We start from the raw sequence: 17,195 nt of genomic DNA, 5'->3' as shown, positions 1-17,195 counted from the left end.
GATTAAATCATATTTTTTAGTGACGAAGATCATTATTTCGGAAGACAATAATTTGGAATTTTACAGTACCAATTCCCAGAATATGAAAGCTATTGCAACTTTTATAGTTCTTGTCTTCTTCAGCCTCGTTTTACAGGCTCAAATAACAGATAAAACGACAAGGATTGCTGCATTACTGCAGGATAAGAACAATCTTTCAAAATTGTATTATCCAAAATCAGTTCTCAGATTTTATACGAAATACAATATGGGATATACCTGGTTTGACGGCTCGAATTCAGACCTGCCCGAAATAGCAGTACTGTTGCTTGGTTATGCCGATCAATTTGGATTATCTTCTTCGGGTTATCATTGCCAGGAGCTATTGCCTGAAAAATTGAGGTCGATGATTGACCCTAACCCTAATGATTCAGCAGAAAAGGCGTGGCTGGATATTTTGATGACGGATGCTCTTGTTACTTTCATCAATGATCTACATTTTGGAAAGTACAATCCAAAACATACCTCATCCGACATCGATTCCGGCTATATAAATGGATTTTGCTCCGATGATGAATTAATCTTTGCACGAAGCCAAAACGACTTTCTGAGGACCATTCTCAAAGTCCAGCCTCAGATCAGTGCTTACAAACAATTGCAGGATCATCTGAACACACTCTACGCAAATGACCTGGTCAATATTTCTCAGTCACAAATAGAGAAGATCATCATCAACATGGAACGTCTAAGATGGATAAATACTACAAGTGAAAATTATATTCTAGTGAATATCCCTTCTTATTCATTAGAATTTCACACAAATAAGGTACAGCGTGATTTCAAGGTGATCGTAGGAAAGCCCTCAACTCCCAGTCCTATCTTGGAAAGTGTGGTCACTCATTTTACGACGGCACCTGACTGGAAGGTCCCCCAGAGTATATTTCGAAAAGAAATGCTGCCAAAGATCATAAAAAACAGCAAATATTTGACAGACCACCATTACTCAATATATGACAGAAATGGCAATGAGGTCACAGTCAATCCGGCACGTCTGAAAGAGATCAGCAGAAATCCCTCTTCGTACAGCATCAGACAGTCGTCAGGCTGTGACAACGCACTGGGAGCAGTGGTCTTCCGGTTTGAAAATACCTATGGTATCTATTTACATGATACTTCACAAAAACAATTATTCAACAATGAAGAAAGGGCATTGAGCCATGGCTGCATCCGTGTACAACAAGCGGATAAGTTTGCCGAGTTGTTATTGGAAAATGATGGTTCTGAAGATCAACTTCCCATCTTGAAAAATGCTATGGCCGGTTACAAAAGAAAAGACTTTGTTTTGAAACAACCCATTCCCATTATAATCACTTATCTAACATGTTCAATAAAAAACGGGACACCTGTATTTTACAAAGATATATATCATCTTGACAGCGATCTGACAGAAAAGGTCATTACAAACAAATAAAAAATATACATTATGAGAACAATTTTAGTAGCCACAGATTTTTCAAAAGCTTCCAAGAATGCAGCATACTATGCTTTGCATCTGGCAAGTCCTTTAAAGGCCAATATCGAATTGTGCCACGCCTTTTCCCTACCTTCCGAAAGTCCAATGCTGGGGCAGATCTCTTGGGTATTATATGAATATCCTGAGCTGGTCGAAGAGAACAATAAAGAATTGAAAAAACAGGTTAAAGATCTGGAACAAAAGGAAAACAAGTTATTGGGAGATGAGGCCTTCCCTTTTCATCCATCCGTAGACTATTTGTCGGAGGTTGGCGATACGATCAAAGTGATAAACGATATGGCATCGCACAAAAATACCATTTTGATTGTTATGGGCATGACAGGCGCCGGAGCGATCAAACGGTTTTTCCTGGGCAGCAGCAGCATCCAAATGATCGATAAAACAAAGTATCCGCTTCTTTTGATTCCTGAAGATCATAAATACAAACCCATAACAAAAATTGCCTTTTCCACAGATCTGAATAAAAAAGATGTGAAGACTGCACAGTCACTGATCAATTTGGCGAAAAACCTCAATGCTGAATTATTGATCACACATATTCTCCAAAGTACGAATGATGTGACCGAAGATAAAAACTATGAACACACAAAAGAAAAATTCCTGAAAAATCTGGATGGTAAATATTGTTATAATTGTATATACAGTGAAAATGTAGATTATGGTCTTGATATATTGAAAAATAAGGATATTGATATTTTGGTGATGGGACATCAGCAAAGAGGATTTTTTGAAAGTTTTATCAAGAGCAGCCACGCTGTGAAGCAAGCAGAACATTTGCAGATACCACTTTTGATCATACCAGAAAGTTCAGATACCGTATTCAGATTCTGATAAATGACAATTTATCATGCATAAGTACTGTTTACTTTCATCAGATAAATCTCAAACTTACATTTTTCAAATATTAATATTATAATTTATACAAAAAGTCTTAAATTTATAAGATTCAGATACTTATAAATCATGGAAAGTTCAAAACTCTTGCATGCCATAATCGAAACTGCCATTGATGGTATAATTACAATTGACAATAGGGGTATGATAGAAACATTAAATCCCTCAGCGCTTAAAATTTTCGGTTATCAGGAAGAAGAGCTTATAGGCAGGAATATTTCGATTCTGATGCCGGAACCCGACAAATCAAGACATGATGGTTATATAGCCAATTATCAAAATACAGGTAGAAAAAAGATAATAGGTAAAGGACGAGAAGTGTGGGGATTGAGAAAAGACGGAACCCAATTTCCTTTCAGGCTAGCCGTCAGCGAGGTCCAATATCAGGATAGAATCGTTTATACCGGTTTTATCCATGACCTCTCAAAAGAAAAAGAAGCCGAAGAATATCTGAAAAAATATACCACTAAATTAGAAGAGACTGTTGAAGAAAGAACAAAATCGCTGAAACAAATGCTTCAAAAATTAGAAGAAGCCCGGGAGGAAGCGAATAAGTCACTTGAAAAACAAATAGAACTCAGTAAGATAAAAAGCCGTTTTGTATCGATGGCCTCCCATGAATTCCGAACCCCTTTAAGCTCTATGCAGCTTTCTGTAGCATTGATCGAAAAATACCTGCAGATTTCCGATAATGCACAGATCATGAAGCATCTCTATAAAGTTAAAAATATGATAGGCAGCCTCAATTCTATCCTTAATGACTTTCTTTCACTGGAGAAGCTTGACACCGGAATCATCACACCTCATTACGAGTTATTTGATATTGTGAAGTTTGCTGAAGAACTTACAGAAGAGATGCAGTTGATCAGCAAGGAAGACCAAATCATCATCTATCAACATACAGGACATGAAAATGCCATGTATCTTGATCCGCACTTGTTAAGAAATTGTTTGATAAACCTGATAAGCAATGCTATAAAATATTCCGGCGAACATACCCTCATTGAATTTTCGACGGAAATAAATGAAGAAAAATATATTTTGACATTAAAAGATAATGGTCTTGGAATACCAAAGGAAGACCAGCCTTCTCTTTTTCAGCCCTTTTTCAGAGCGCATAATACCGGTAATATCCCCGGAACAGGTTTGGGGTTGAATATTGTTCTTAGATATGTCAATCTGATGCATGGACAAATTTATTTTGAAAGCGAAGCAGGTGCCGGAACTAAATTCATACTATCATTTCAAAAACAAATTAATGAACATTGACCATGTTCCTTTAAAGTAATGGAAAAAAAACGCATTCTGATCATTGAGGATAATGAAGATATCCGTGAGAATACATCTGAAATTCTTGAACTTGCAAACTATAAAGTATTTCAGGCCATCAATGGAAAACAAGGAGTTGATATGGCCATTGAGCATCTGCCCGATGTTATCCTGTGTGATATCATGATGCCCGAAATGGATGGCTATGGGGTCTTGCATCTATTGAGCAAAAGAGAAGACACAGGACTTATACCATTTGTTTTTATTACAGCAAAAACGGATAGGACAGAGATAAGAAAAGGAATAGAAATGGGAGCAGACGATTACCTCACTAAACCCTATGATGACATTGAACTTCTAAATGCGATCGAGAGCAGGCTGAAGAAAAAAGAACTCCAAAAAACTCTTTATACATCCAACCTCAGCAGGATGACGAATCTGTTTCAGAATATAAATGGCCTTGAGGAATTAAAGAGGTCATTTAACGAAAGGAAAATAAGGTCCTTTAAGAAAAAGCAGGTCATCTATTACGAGGGAGACTCTGCAAATAATATTTATCTGGTCTTATCAGGAGCGGTAAAGACCACCAAAATGACAGATGATGGTAAGGAACTGATGACGGGCGTTTATCATGCGGAAAACTATTTTGGGATTGTTTCCCTGTTCTCGGGAAAGGAATATAAAGAAACTGCTGAAGTATTGGAAGATGCCACACTTTGCGCCGTATCAAAAGAGATAGTAGATCAGTTAGTTCACAAATATCCTGATATAGCAGAAAAATTCATTAGTATCCTGGCGCAAAATGTTAGTGATCATGAGGAGCAACTATTACAGCTGGCCTATTTTTCTGTCAGAAAAAGAATGGCGGAAGTATTGATCAAACTACATAGCGGTCATCCAGATAAGAATAGCTTTGAAATTTCCAGAGAAAACCTGGCGTGCATGGCAGGCATGGCCAGTGAAACAGTTAGCAGGATCCTCGGCGATTTTAAAGCTGAAAAACTTATCGATAAAAATGCGGGTACCATAACAATAGTTGACATCAGTGGTCTTAGAAAGCTTAAAAATTAACTAAAATCATCTTTTTTAATGACCATGCGCACTATTTGGAATTAATCTCTTCGATATATTTGAATATTGAACAGACATTATGAAGGTCATCATCTACAATATTAGTCAGGACACAAAAAAGTCCCTTGCCTTATTGAATCGCAAAAAACATAAAATTACTATCATTACGGATCCATTAAAGGATAATAACATGCACTTCTCGGATGAAAAAGACGCTGTTATCTGTGATGAGGTCAGCTTTTCACCATCGATCGCAGAAAAATTGAACTTCTTTGGTGTAAAATACTTAATCCTTCGGTCAATGGAGCAGTTGCCACTTCAATTGGCGAGATCCGAATATCATGGATTAAAATGCTCGAAAATCGAAATAGATGATTCAAAATCACAGGCATTACAGATGATTACGATGCTTGATGCCTTGCAGGAAGAAAGTACAAAGTGATCAGGATCACAACAAAATGAAATTACTGTCATAGTGTGAAAGATATTCATAATATACCTTTGGGATATTAATAAAATAAATATCCAATTATGAACACTTTACAAAAAAACAACGCGTTACCGTCATTAAAATCCTTAATAGAAAATTTTTGGACAGCAGACGGATTCTTTAACCAGCCCATTTTTGCCAATAATATGTATCCTACAGTTAATATTGTGGACAAGAATAGCACCTATGAACTAACAGTTTCAGCTCCAGGTTTTAAGAAAGGGGATTTCAAAATAGAAAATGAAGACGGGCTGCTTACGATCACTGCAACAACCGGTACTGAAAATAAGGAAGAAAAGGAAAATTATCTCAGAAGGGAGTTTTCTACGGCTTCTTTTTCTCGTAGTTTCCGTTTGCCGGACAATATAACAGAAGACCATATCAAGGCAAATTATGAAGATGGCCTGTTACGCATCCATATAACGAAAAATAACGCGAAAAGAAAAGGAGTCCAGGAAATTAAAATAGACTGATCATTTGAATTGGCCATCAATACTTGATCTGTTCTAAAGTTATTCAATTTGATCATAACTGTCAGATCAAGTATTGACCAATTCGGTTTATGGTTTGTTACCATAGATCTCCTTTAACGCCTCCCTCAATTTTTTGGTTTTCTTACATAAATTCTATTTTTGTCATTAGTTTGCATAAGTCTATTAGCAATCGCTTCACCCATTTCCCTGCGAAGAGCACATGCTAGTTTCCCGTTTCCGGCAGGTAAGCAGGTCAAGACAAGTTCAGCTTTAGATACTACAATTTTTTAATAATTTCGAATAATCTCCAGGGAAAACTTATCATTTGAACCTGAAGGAGCATTAACAAATCCTTTCGTATAGAGCGTGTAAATTCTGTTAGGATAAAAAACAACCGAAGATTTCTGGAATAGTGTATTACCGGTTTGTGTATCTTTTATTTCCACATTATATTCATCATCATCAACATTTACAAAAGGGGAAGCTGTTTTAAAAGGAATATCGGATGTGATCAAATGACCATCAAGATAGATATCTACGTTCGGAGCATCAGGAGAGAGATTTATCAGTCTGATGCCTGCGCGATAAAAACCTGGCGCTTCCAAATGGTCTTCGAAACTAACAAGTTCCAGCTGGTCAAAATTGTTTACGGCAAAAAGAGAAAAAATATCTCCTCCATTTACTTCTCTTTGCTCAGTATCCAGAATATTTCCATTATTATCGCGAACAGTAAAAGTCCGCATCCCATCATAAAATCGATAGTATCCCTGAGCATTTGCATAGTTCAGTGCATTACCATTGATTTTATTTTCATCCGCAAAAAAATACAAATCTCCCGAATTGGGACTTGCATTGACGATTAATCCGCGGGCATCGTTCTGTTCTACATAATAGCATTCATCGTCATCATCATTACAGGAGATTACAGTGGTTACTGCCATTGCAATGATCATTAATTTGAAAATAAAAAATTTCTTCATAACGTAATAATTTTATTGTTTGTACAAGCAAAACTATTAAGTAATAACATTTAAAGAAATCAAAATTCGGATGAATTGAACAAACAAAAACTTCAATTGAACATTTGATATATTGAATTTAATTGCAATGATTTTTTTTAATTGAAGGCCAAATAATAATTAATAGAAAGCAATTATCAAAATGTCACTTGCGAATAGGGATGAAATATAAACTACGATTCTAACCAGTCTTTAAAAGCAGTAACTTTCAATCTGCTTACAATTAATTTTTCTGATAGGTTGAACTTTGTTTGAACAATGACTTTTCTGTTGAAATATGGTTCAATAGACAATACTGCCTCTCTATTAATCAAAACCTGCCTGTTGATCCGAAAAAACTGTTTAGGGTCACAAACTGATTCGATGTACTCTAGATTTTTGAATAAGGAAAATTTTTCTCCGCTAATGGTGTATAGGTAAACACTTTCAAATTCAATGTAAAAAAGAGCGATGTCTTTTACATATTTTACCAGTGTTTTATCCCGATATTGTGTCAGAAAGCTTTGCTGGTATTGAGTTGCATCGGGAAATTGCAAAGGGGAAGATGATTTGCCCTTAAAGGTTTGAGCCAGCCTTTTGTATTTGTTTAGTGCGGTGTGAATATCTTCCTCCTTGAAAGGTTTGAGGATATAGTCAATGCCGTTGTTTTTAATGGCTTGTAAAGTATACTCATCATAAGCGGTACAAAACACAACAGGAATAGTAACGTCAATATGGTTGAAAATCTCAAAGCTATGCCCGTCGGCTAACTGAATATCCAGAAAAATAAGGTCTAATTTTTGCTGGTGTTTACTTAGATATTGCACGGCTTCTGCTACCGACTCCAAACGTTCGGTTACCAAAAAATCTTCATCCTGCTCAATTATTTCTTTCAGCAATTTGGAGGTGTGTAATTCGTCTTCTACTATCAGTACGTTCATATTATTTCAGTTGAGAGTTTAGATGGCATCCTCTATTAAATAAGTTTAAGTTTTACCAGAAAGTAATCATCTGTCGATTCAATATCCATTCCGTTTTCAATGTTTAACAATTCATACCTTTTTTTCAAATTTTCCAATCCATAACCGGAAGATGAACTGTTGGTTATTCTGGGCTGAACATTATTTTTAATTTCAATATAATTGTCGACACTTTGAATATCAATATTCAAAGGCATTTTCGATGTCATCATATTATGTTTAAAACAGTTTTCTACCACCGTTTGCAATGCCAATGTAGGAATTTGGTATTCGTATAATTCTTCTGCAATATGAATACTGATTTGTATGGCTTCCTCATTTCTGTTCTTCATTAGAAATAAATAGGATTCCAGTACTTTTACCTCATCAATCAGTTTAATCAATGTGCTTTCGTTGTACCGTAAAGTTTGCCTGTAAAAGTCGGAAAGACTGAGGATAAACTGTTCAGATTTCGGGTCTCTATGCCGCACCATTGTCCGGAGGGTATTGAGTGAATTAAATAAAAAATGCGGGTCGGCTTTGGTGCGTAATGCTTCTAGCTGAACCTTGTAGTTTTCTGTTTGTATCCGCTGTTTTTCCAGTTCCAGCTGCGCTACTTTTTTGTTAGCACGAAAGGCATATTGAATTATTAAAAATGGAATAATGGCAATAAAATACCTCACCACAAACATCCATTTCATATTCTTATTTTCAAATAGCGGTGTGAGCAGAAATATATTGTAAAATATAATGAGTAAAACTGTAGCCGCAATAATTGATTTAAGAAATCTGTACGTTTCCGCTTTTTTTGAAATATAATCCAGCAACATCCAAAGCAGGTAAAGCATTATAGAAACAGTGACCCACCTAAATAATATCAAGGAATCAATATCGGTGATGTTTTCTATGCCCCTCGTAGTAATCGCATTCAAGGCCGGAAATACGATACATAAAGCAATGGGCAATATTTTTTCTATGGATAATTTCATTTTTATGATAAAGTTACAAAAGATAAGGTTTTTTAGAACGGTTTAAATGAAATACCCACTTGAATATTCAATCCGTTGTCATCAATTTCATAGATAGGGTCTGCCTTTTCACCTAAAGGCATGGTAATAATTGTCCAAGGTGTAGTAGCTGCATCATCATAAAGTTTGTAGCTCTGTCTAAAACTTCTCCCGAGTCCAATATTCAGTTCCCAGTTTTTTGCAAACTGATATTCCAGCTTTGCCAAACCAATCCATTGATTGACCTGGATAAACTGATTGTCTTTTTCCGTTGCTGAGAACCTGTAGCTGGATGCATCTGCGGATAATTCAATCCCGGCACTCAACTTATCATTAAAATGATAAAGCACTTTTGGCTTGATGGGGAACTGTCCCGTAATGCTCCATTTATCATTGGGTCTGTAATCTACATCAATGAATGGGATAATCTGGTTACCGAAAAACTGTCTGGAATAAGCCAGACCCCAACCCGTACTTAATTTTTCAGAATGTTTTACTCTGTAACGGAAGCCTCCAGTATACCTGAAATCTTTGCTACTTATATCCTGTAAATCTGAAAACAATCCTGCTTGAGCAAAAAAGGTCAGGCTTTTTCTAGCGGATAATTTATAGATCCAGGCTCCCTGAAAAGTAATGCCGTGTAAATTGCCGCCATAACCTGCTGGGAAACTCTGTAACGATAGATTTTTGTACCCCACTATTCCGACAATGGTATACTGTTTTTTTTGGAATACCGGAAGTTTGAGTTTTACATCAAATAATTTGGTATTAGCAACAGTGTCGTTATATTTTAAGGTCGAAACTGCATAGTTGACATTCAATAGATCCCTATCCTGGGCAAATAAGCTATTTGCCAATAAGAATGTCATTAATAAAAGATATTTATGTTTATTCATCTTTGTTTTTTGTAGATATTGTAATGCCCAAACCAAGATTTACAGAAATGCCTGTGAATGCAGAGACGCTTCCTATAGGTTGTTTAAAGGCAGAAATATTGTATTGAAGATTGCTGTTTAATGAAAATGATTTTCCTATTCTATAATTGAGTCCTGCATAAATGTTATAATATATACTCTTCTGGCTCTGCTTTTCTATATCCGTATCGTTGTCTCCGCCGCCAATAGTTCTGTTAGCAGTTCCGCCTCCGGCTATGGCGTTTATTATTCCGGAATCTATCCCTGTATTGATGCTTAATCTACTATGGGTGTATGCCACAAAACCCAATCCAAGGCCACATCTTATCATTGCACCAGCATATCCGGAACCATTTACAGTAATACCGCCAGGGTCATCCCAATTTATATTGTCGATATTTTCCTGTTTGCCAGAATAGATCAATGCAACATCAACATTGCTGTATAGACGGTTGCTGAAATAATAGCCTGCCCTCAAATTCCACAAAGTTTTATGGTTTGTAAAATCGACCAAAGTATTTTTGTCAAATTCTGTCTTATATTGACTTCCAATATGATGACTTCCTATTGTAATTTGAAGGAAAATATCGCCTTTGCTTTTTTTGATGGATTTGTAAATTGCCTTCTGCTGGTTTTCGTTTTGCAATTGTCTCATCTCTTTCATATCCAAGACTTCATATTGCACAGAAGTTTTCCCGGATTGGCTTTTTTGCCAGACCTCATTGGCTGTATTAGCGACATAGGTGTTACAATCACTATTTAGTTTATCGGATAGTATATGTACGCTGCCCGTTATTTCGCCCAGATCAGAAAAAATGTTACAGTCTATTTTATTCGATGAGCCTTGCCATACCAGATGTACTTCATTTCTGTTTATATAATCTGTTTCATAGCACCATTTTGTAAAGTCTTCTAAAAATTGTTTCAAAGTTTCATTATTTAACCAGTCAGCAGCTTTTATGTAGTAGAAGCAAGCATAATCATTCATTCCGCCAATGGGTATTTTTCGAAGTTTATCATTTTCATAGATAGTATCTAAAGTATTTCCGCTATTGACGATAATTATGAATGCCTTCATCCCTGGAAAAGCAAAATTGTTTTGCATTCTGTTGCTTTGTACCAATACTTCTATAGTTGTATTGTTGAATGAATAAACTCTTCTTATTTGTGTTATTTGTGCATGAAAAGACCCCCAGGTAAATCCTATGAGAAATAAAAGAATTGTGTTTTTGCCCATCTTTATTCTTGGAATATTCTTTTTTGTTTTTACTACAAGTTTCCCCATCTATCATACTAAGAAACAAGGTATTATTGCATTTTTTCACCCACCAGTACATATCGTTCTGTTCCGTTTTCAGAGACAAGTTTTTCGTAATATTTATTATCCATCTTGTAATATCTCTTACCATTGATTGTTATAGTTTCGACTCCCGCCGGAAGAGCGATCAGATAGGCTTCCTTCGGAATTTCGACAATTTCGTAACTATTAGGCTGTTCCTGGATGTAGTAAACCCCACCAAAATAAAAATAAGTTCTTCCACCGATTACAACGTTGGTATACCCGACTGGTAATACCCGCACCCGTAACCCAACTGGTGGCGTTACAACCACATAGCCGCTACGATGTGGCTTATAAAAATATCCGTTCGCATAGTGATAAGAAACACCACTATAAACCACGACAGTATTGTTCCGTGGCACAACCCTTACAATACGTTGGGCTTGCAAATTGGATGATAGACCTGTTAGAAGGGCTATCGTAAAAGTGAATTTGATAATGAATTCTTGAGTAGTTCTCATAATAATATTTATTTAAAATTTATTTTTTAGGATTGCCATTATAATTTCCCGTTAATCAATCAGTAAATGATTTTTCCATCCACCATTTCAATAATCCTGTCACAGTTGGCTGCAAATTCGTCATCGTGGGTAACGGCAATGATAGTTTGCCCTTTCTCTTTGGCCAACTGGCGAAAAATATCAAACACAATTTTGGTATTTTTACTGTCCAGATTTCCCGTAGGCTCATCACCCATAATGATGGCTGGTTCGTTGATCAAAGCTCTCGCGATAGCAACCCTTTGCTGCTGACCACCCGATATTTTGGATGCCTTTTTGGTTTCGTGGCCTTTAATATCCAGCAATGTCAATAGTTCCATTGCTCTTGTTTCTATTTCGTCTTTAGATTTCTTTTTAAGCTTCAAAGCCGGTAACATTACATTATCCAGAACGGAAAATTCCGGCAACAAATAATGAAACTGAAATACAAATCCGATATGCTCATTCCTGAACCTGGCTAACTGGTTTTGTGTTAATCCGGTAACCAAAGTGTCATTAATAGCAATGTTTCCTTCGTAAGATGTATCCATTGTAGAGAGTAGATAAAGAAGGGTTGATTTACCCGAACCGGATTTACCAACAATGGCGACAAATTCACCTTTGTTTACGTCAAAACTCACGTCTTTCAATACCTGAAACGTTTCAGGGTCGTGAAAATATTTTGTAATTTTATTTGCAGTTAATGCTTTCATTTTTAATTTTTAATAACATCCATAGTAATAATAGTAACATTCATAAGACCAATAACAGTCGCAGTAGCATTCATAACCGTACTCGTAATAATAATTGCAGTACTGGTAATAATAGTAGCAATCCAGGTAATACAGAAGTAAAATTAACCCACCCACAAAAACTTTCACCCCAATGAATTCCGAGCCATCATTTGGTAATAACTTCTTGTTAAAATTATTCTGTTCCATTATCCTCGTAAAATTTCTACCGGGTCTACCTTGGATGCTTTTCTGGCAGGTAGATACCCGGCAATAAACGTAATCACCAGACCAAATACCATTGCCAAAATATAATCAGAAGGCAGATAGGTGATGGGTAATGTGTCAAAAGATGCGATCTTAAATGGAATTCTGTCTACAACAGAAGCAACGGCAAAGCCTAATAACAAACCTATAAAACCACCTATTAACCCGATGATGATAGATTGGACCAGGAAAATATGTACGATGTCTTTGCCATCAAAACCCATTGCTTTCAGGATGGCAATCTCGCGTATCTTTTCGCTCACGGTCATATTCATAATATTATAAATGCCAAAACCTGCCACAATAAGTATGGTAAGCGAAACAGCAATCGCTATGATGTCCCGCAGGGTATTGGCAGATTCTAATTGGGCATTGCCTTCCTGCCAGGCTTCTGTTTTGTATTTAATATCCGGGCGCACTTCATTGGCTATAGTTTTAGCATCATTGTAGTCCTTTACATTTGCCATCACATCAGTAGCATAACTTTTATTCTTAGATAATAACTGTCGTGCTGTGTTGATAGAAATAATTGCACGGCTCTTATCTACACTCCCGCTCCCGGTTTCTATTAATCCCACAACTTTAAAAATTTTATTTACGCCATCGGCTGTAGTAAGCGATATATTGTCACCCATTGACGCACTTAACTTATCTGCCAATCCGCTGCCCAGTACCACAGCATCCAAACGCTTATCTAAATCATTCAAATTACCCTCTGTCATATACGCTGTGGTATTAAACATCTGGATTTCATTCACTACATCAATGCCAGAAAGTGAACCGCTTACTTTGGTCACGCCATTTCTGAAAAATACGTTTTGATTGACCTGCTCGGTAATGGCGACAATGTTTTTGTTTTTTTGCAATACTTGTTTTACTTCATCGGCATTGAGTATACCTTCCGTATAATTGATGTGCTTGGCATTGCTTACCATAGCCAATGTATCCGAAGTATTCTTTTGCGACAGCAGTATTGTAGGTTCTCCCGCAGGATCATTATACACTCTTATGTGTGACATCGAGGTAAATGTGATATCGGTTTGGGCATTATTTACACCGTTCATAAAGCTGTTCATAAAAACGTACATCGATATCCCGAATGTTACGCTTAATACTGCTACAATCAACTGTTTTACTTTTGAAGTAAGATGTATCCAGGATATTTTGTTATTTATATTTGCCATTTCTTTCTTTTTTTAAATTCCAGCTTAATCCTGCAAACAATCCATTGCTGTCGTGTGCAGGATTTCTTTCTGCTCCTTTTGTATTGCCATTAGAAATATGAAGATGCCGTGCGCCAAACAGTAAGTCCATATTGTTTTTGAGATGTATTGATGTTCCAATGCCGTACTTGGTTGTTCCATTCCAATAGGTGCCAAGGCGATTGTCTTGCGTGGTGGGTTTTGGAAAATTATCTATAAAGTAGATCATCCCTCCGCCCGCTTCAAACCATAATTTCCAATCCGGCTTATTCAATGCATAGAATCTTGCAAAAGGTCTTATCGCAAAACCTACGGTATTGTTGTAATCATCGAAAGGTGCTGTTGTACTAAACTCTGAACCAATGGACATCCATTTTCGCATCATCAGGTTTACGCCTGTACTGTTTTGTACTAAGGTGCTGTAAGGATATTTGTACCCAAATGTTACACCCATTTCTGAATAAATACTCAACCTGTCTCGCAGTGTACTGTCTTTTTTTGTAAGCAATAATGCAGTACCTGCAACTGCGGCTGGAACGATAAAACCCATACTGGTATGGAGCTTTAAGGGTTCAAATCCCAATGGATTCTGATACCATTTGTCTCCTTGTGGAAATTGCGCAAAGGATTTATCCATCATTAAAAAGAACAAAACGATAAACGGATACCTGTTTACAATGATCATACATCTAATATCTTTTCTATTCAGCACCCGGCATTGTAACACCCTCTTCTGTATGCTTTCCTTTTGGTAAAAGGATAATATCTTTTTCGGTCAAGCCTTGTTTTACTTCAACCCAATTGCCTGATTTTTGCCCAGTCTTTATTTCTTTTTCGCCACCATTTTTTAATTGTACATATTTGCCACGTATGACCGCTGCTGATGGAATGACCAAAACTTTTTTTGTGCCTTGCTGCTTAATATTTGCCTGTAGCTGTGTGCCCGAAAGTAAAAGCTGTGGCGGATTTACAAAGGTTGCCTCTGCTGTGAATGATTGTTCCGTCTCGTCAAATGCCGGAAGTATTTTTGTGACCGATGCTGTAAATGTGGTGTCGGGATAATTGTTCATCTGCACAATCACTTCCTGACCTATGGAAAGTTTTGCAATATCATCCTCTGCAATAAATAGCTTCAGGATATTTTTACCGCTGCCAATTTTGGCAATCACCTCGCCCTTTCGTACCAGTTCGCCTTTCTTTTTTAAAACCTCCAGCACAATACCGCCATTATCTGCTTGTATGCTGTAATCGTTTAAAATGGCTTGCTGTGTTTTTACCTGCTGCAAACTACGATCGGCGTTTAATTGTAATGCATCCTGCGCTTGTTTGTAACTTTTCTCCAATACCTGCAAGTTATTTTGTGAGGCTTTGTATTGTAATTCTGCTTTTTCATATTCCAATTGCGATACAGAATTTTTCTTGCGCAAATCGACATAACGCTGATAGTTGATTTTGTCAAGATTGAGCTGAGCCTTAGACTGGTTAATCTGTGATTTTATCTGCTCTAATTGTGGTGCATCAGCCGATGAGTTTTGCTTCGCATCGTTATAAACTATTTGTGCTTCCTGCAACTGTGTATTGGAAATATCGCTATCAATCCTTACCAGTAATTGTCCTTTAGAAATATAATCACCTTCATGAATGCTCAATTCCCGGATAGTACCATCGGCGGCCGCGGAAATTATATATTCATCCTCCTGCTCCAGGTGTCCACTTGCAAAAATGGCTTGCTGTATAATCTTGTGTTGTGGTGTTATTTCCTCCTGAGGGTTGCAAGACAACAGGCCGAACATGGGAAGAAAGAATAATCCAACTATTATTTTGTTTGCTTTCATTGATATTTTATAATAACATTTAATGATTATACTTAAAACTGCTTACGGATATAAAGCTTGTAATAGCTGATATATTGGTTGCTGAGGCTTTGCATATATTGATTTTGCACTTCCAGTAAATCCTTGAATTTATCCAATCTCTCATCTAAGCCAATGATGCCGCTATCGTAGCGATTCTTGGAATGTGTATCATTCTTATATTGTAACTGCAATACTTCTTCTTGTTTTCTAAAATCCTCAACACTTTGGCTATACTGTATTTTCAGATTGTCATCATCTTTTTTTGCGATCAATTTTTTGCTTTCCAGTACCATTTGTTCTTGTTCCAGTTGTATTTTTGACTGTTTGATTTTTGATTTGATATTAAAACCGTTGAAGAGAGGTACACTTAGCTTCATTCCCCAAAACTGCTGAGGCAAATTATTGGCTCCCGAAAAATCCGTCATTTTATCCGTTGCCCAATTGTAATTATATTGATAGCCCATTGTAAGCGTCGGATATTGCAATGATTTGGTTTGGGCCAGTTGTTTTTCGCTTAGCTGTACCTGTGCTTCCTGCACCAATACCTCGGGATGAGATGTTATTATTGCAAGAGCATCACCAGTACCCATTTCTTTATCGAGAAGCTCATCCTTTAAAACGAGCGGCTCATCGATGTTAAGTTGTGACTGCAATTGATTGTAGAGTTGTTCTAAAGAAGACTCCAGACTGCTTACTTGTTGCTTTGCCTGTACCAGTTGGATCTTGCTTCGGTTCAGGTTTTCTTCCGTAAAAATTCCTTTATCATATTTATCTTTTGCGATCCGGTAAATGTTATCTGCTGTTACAATATTTTCTTCGCTTATTGTCAAATACTTTTTCGTTAACAAAATGGAAAAATAGGTCTGAGCCAGCTGGTTGTAAATTTGATACTTTGTATTGATGGTATTGGCTTGGTTTAATTGTAAAGCAGCTTGGGAAATCTTTATATCAAACCACTTTTGAAAGTTAATAACATCCCAATTGGCTTGTACGCCAGCGTTGTAAATATATCTCCTTCCAAAAGTATATTCATTGAAAGTACCTTCCGGTGCAGCAGGATTGAATAAATTAGCAGGAACCAGGGTTGGCTGTATGGTAATGTTATCATTAAACCCGGCAGACGCATTTACAGTAGGCATTAATGCTGTTTTGGATGCTTTGTTTTTTACAGCAGCTATTTGTTCCTGATGCAACGCACTTTGGATAGAGATGGCATTTTTATCTGCATAAGCCAGCACTTCCTGCAATGAGCCAAACTGTACCTGACCCATTGCATTGAAGCCGGTGAAACCCAATAGTGCTAAAATAATAGTTTTCATTGCCTGGAATAATTTAGAGCTTGGTCCAGGTTTGGGATTTAGACATCATACCATAGCTCGCTTTCAGGTAGAGCTTGGTATCCCCGGAAAGTGAAGCTGTGCATTTTGCCGTTTTCCCCTTTTTGATAATGTGCAGCGTACCATCTACAAACGAAGTCGTACCAGTTGCTTTCAGCGCTGTTATTTGCTTTTTACCAACTATGCTATTGTCTTCGGCCTTTCTAATGATGGCATCATAAGCATCACCGCTCTTTACAAATTCGATGATACGGGTTTTGTCTTCGTTTATCCATTTACCCAAAATTTTATCATGGGTTGTTTGGGCAAAAATATTGAGGCTGAAAAGCAGCCCGGTTACCATTAAAATAATCTTTTGCATTGATATTAAGTTTTAAATTCAATACAAAGATGCAA

The 17,195-nt window shown here is 36.8% G+C and carries 19 protein-coding genes; 6 read left to right on the top strand and 13 right to left on the bottom strand.

Annotation, left to right across the window (positions count from 1 at the left end):
• Positions 1–19: 19 nt before the first annotated feature.
• From K319_RS19625 to K319_RS0101470, 6 genes are all read left to right on the top strand, one after another.
• Complete coding sequence (locus K319_RS19625) at positions 20–1,450, top strand: L,D-transpeptidase family protein (RefSeq protein ID WP_235696066.1); 1,431 nt, start codon at positions 20–22, stop codon at positions 1,448–1,450.
• Between the two features lie 12 nt (positions 1,451–1,462).
• Positions 1,463–2,344, top strand: a complete 882-nt coding sequence (locus tag K319_RS0101490; RefSeq protein WP_027381999.1) for a universal stress protein — start codon at positions 1,463–1,465, stop codon at positions 2,342–2,344.
• 132 nt (positions 2,345–2,476) lie between these two features.
• Complete coding sequence (locus tag K319_RS0101485) at positions 2,477–3,676, top strand: PAS domain-containing sensor histidine kinase (RefSeq protein ID WP_027381998.1); 1,200 nt, start codon at positions 2,477–2,479, stop codon at positions 3,674–3,676.
• 18 nt (positions 3,677–3,694) lie between these two features.
• On the top strand, positions 3,695–4,747 hold the full coding sequence (locus tag K319_RS0101480) for a response regulator (protein ID WP_027381997.1): 1,053 nt from the start codon (positions 3,695–3,697) through the stop codon (positions 4,745–4,747).
• 79 nt (positions 4,748–4,826) lie between these two features.
• Positions 4,827–5,189: a Rossmann-fold NAD(P)-binding domain-containing protein gene (locus K319_RS0101475; RefSeq protein WP_027381996.1), complete on the top strand. Its 363-nt coding sequence runs from the start codon at positions 4,827–4,829 to the stop codon at positions 5,187–5,189.
• A gap of 89 nt (positions 5,190–5,278) precedes the next feature.
• Positions 5,279–5,710 (top strand): Hsp20/alpha crystallin family protein, encoded by a 432-nt coding sequence (locus tag K319_RS0101470; RefSeq protein WP_027381995.1) that lies wholly within the window; start codon positions 5,279–5,281, stop codon positions 5,708–5,710.
• A 287-nt stretch (positions 5,711–5,997) separates the two neighbouring features.
• On the opposite strand, the gene K319_RS0101465 is transcribed toward K319_RS0101470, so the two are convergent.
• From K319_RS0101465 to K319_RS0101410, 13 genes are all read right to left on the bottom strand, one after another.
• On the bottom strand, positions 5,998–6,690 hold the full coding sequence (locus tag K319_RS0101465; RefSeq protein ID WP_027381994.1) for a DUF4397 domain-containing protein: 693 nt from the start codon (positions 6,688–6,690) through the stop codon (positions 5,998–6,000).
• 212 nt (positions 6,691–6,902) lie between these two features.
• Entirely contained in the window at positions 6,903–7,649 is a 747-nt protein-coding gene (locus tag K319_RS0101460; RefSeq protein ID WP_027381993.1) for a LytR/AlgR family response regulator transcription factor, read from the bottom strand.
• Positions 7,650–7,684: 35 nt separating this feature from the next.
• Positions 7,685–8,656: a sensor histidine kinase gene (locus K319_RS20865; protein WP_051230341.1), complete on the bottom strand. Its 972-nt coding sequence runs from the start codon at positions 8,654–8,656 to the stop codon at positions 7,685–7,687.
• A gap of 32 nt (positions 8,657–8,688) precedes the next feature.
• A complete protein-coding gene (locus K319_RS0101450; protein ID WP_027381992.1) occupies positions 8,689–9,570 on the bottom strand; it encodes a DUF6268 family outer membrane beta-barrel protein in 882 nt (293 codons plus the stop codon).
• Positions 9,563–10,693, bottom strand: a complete 1,131-nt coding sequence (locus K319_RS0101445) for a hypothetical protein (RefSeq protein ID WP_156907029.1) — start codon at positions 10,691–10,693, stop codon at positions 9,563–9,565. Before K319_RS0101445 ends, K319_RS0101450 begins: the two co-directional genes overlap by 8 nt.
• A gap of 203 nt (positions 10,694–10,896) precedes the next feature.
• Entirely contained in the window at positions 10,897–11,388 is a 492-nt protein-coding gene (locus K319_RS20860; protein WP_051230339.1) for a DUF6515 family protein, read from the bottom strand.
• Positions 11,389–11,447: 59 nt separating this feature from the next.
• Complete coding sequence (locus tag K319_RS0101435; RefSeq protein ID WP_027381990.1) at positions 11,448–12,119, bottom strand: ABC transporter ATP-binding protein; 672 nt, start codon at positions 12,117–12,119, stop codon at positions 11,448–11,450.
• A gap of 9 nt (positions 12,120–12,128) precedes the next feature.
• A complete protein-coding gene (locus tag K319_RS21450) occupies positions 12,129–12,347 on the bottom strand; it encodes a hypothetical protein (RefSeq protein ID WP_156907028.1) in 219 nt (72 codons plus the stop codon).
• Entirely contained in the window at positions 12,347–13,588 is a 1,242-nt protein-coding gene (locus tag K319_RS0101430) for an ABC transporter permease (protein ID WP_027381989.1), read from the bottom strand. Before K319_RS0101430 ends, K319_RS21450 begins: the two co-directional genes overlap by 1 nt.
• Positions 13,572–14,291 (bottom strand): acyloxyacyl hydrolase, encoded by a 720-nt coding sequence (locus tag K319_RS0101425; RefSeq protein ID WP_084403376.1) that lies wholly within the window; start codon positions 14,289–14,291, stop codon positions 13,572–13,574. The genes K319_RS0101430 and K319_RS0101425 overlap by 17 nt, the downstream gene beginning before the upstream one ends.
• A 16-nt stretch (positions 14,292–14,307) precedes the next feature.
• Positions 14,308–15,441: an efflux RND transporter periplasmic adaptor subunit gene (locus tag K319_RS0101420; protein ID WP_027381987.1), complete on the bottom strand. Its 1,134-nt coding sequence runs from the start codon at positions 15,439–15,441 to the stop codon at positions 14,308–14,310.
• A 32-nt stretch (positions 15,442–15,473) separates the two neighbouring features.
• Positions 15,474–16,781, bottom strand: a complete 1,308-nt coding sequence (locus tag K319_RS0101415) for a TolC family protein (protein ID WP_027381986.1) — start codon at positions 16,779–16,781, stop codon at positions 15,474–15,476.
• 13 nt (positions 16,782–16,794) lie between these two features.
• Positions 16,795–17,160 (bottom strand): DUF2147 domain-containing protein, encoded by a 366-nt coding sequence (locus K319_RS0101410; protein WP_027381985.1) that lies wholly within the window; start codon positions 17,158–17,160, stop codon positions 16,795–16,797.
• Positions 17,161–17,195 lie beyond the last annotated feature (35 nt).

It is taken from the genome of Epilithonimonas caeni DSM 17710 (assembly GCF_000426465.1).
Classification (GTDB): domain Bacteria; phylum Bacteroidota; class Bacteroidia; order Flavobacteriales; family Weeksellaceae; genus Epilithonimonas; species Epilithonimonas caeni.
This window is presented reverse-complemented; position numbering and strand designations above follow the sequence as displayed.